A 527-nucleotide genomic window follows, 5' to 3' on the forward strand; every position below is an offset into this window, starting at 1 on the left:
GCTATTATGTAGCAAATGCACAAGACTTTCATCGTAAAAGAAGCTAAGATTCCGATATAGCTTTAAATAATAGACATTTCTTTTTAAGCTATAAAAACATTTACTTAAAAGGATTTGTTATGGCAGTTCTTGAAAAGCTAGGAGCGAAGCGAGTAGAATCTCACATAATATCAGCTCTTGTATCTAAGCACTCTGAAATTAAAGGGCAGATAAAACATTATCAAGAGATGATATCTGATCTGCAAGATGAACTATCTACTATAAGTAAAGCCATTATAATATTTGATCCAAACTATAAAATTAGCACAATATCTGCTAAAAAAGTTAACAATGGTTCATATTTTTCTCGTGGCAAGCTTAGTGGTAGAATTCTTGAGTGTCTAAAGGTAAAACCTTGTAATATTAACGAGATAACCGATTATGTTTTTAAAGATGAGGATGTAGATAGTTTATTTATAAATAAACATAAACAAAATATCTATGTAGCAATTAATAAGCTCGTAAGACGTGGAATTTATCGGCCTTGT

1 protein-coding gene is annotated in these 527 nt (G+C 30.4%); it reads left to right on the top strand.

Annotated features, from left to right (window positions below):
• Positions 1-119 precede the first annotated feature (119 nt).
• Positions 120-527, top strand: a 408-nt coding sequence (locus CDOM16190_RS10500; RefSeq protein WP_170020788.1) for a hypothetical protein, incomplete at its 3' end; no start/stop codon positions are given.

Origin of the sequence: Campylobacter sp. RM16190, from assembly GCF_012978835.1 — a bacterium.
Taxonomy (GTDB): Bacteria; Campylobacterota; Campylobacteria; order Campylobacterales; family Campylobacteraceae; genus Campylobacter_A.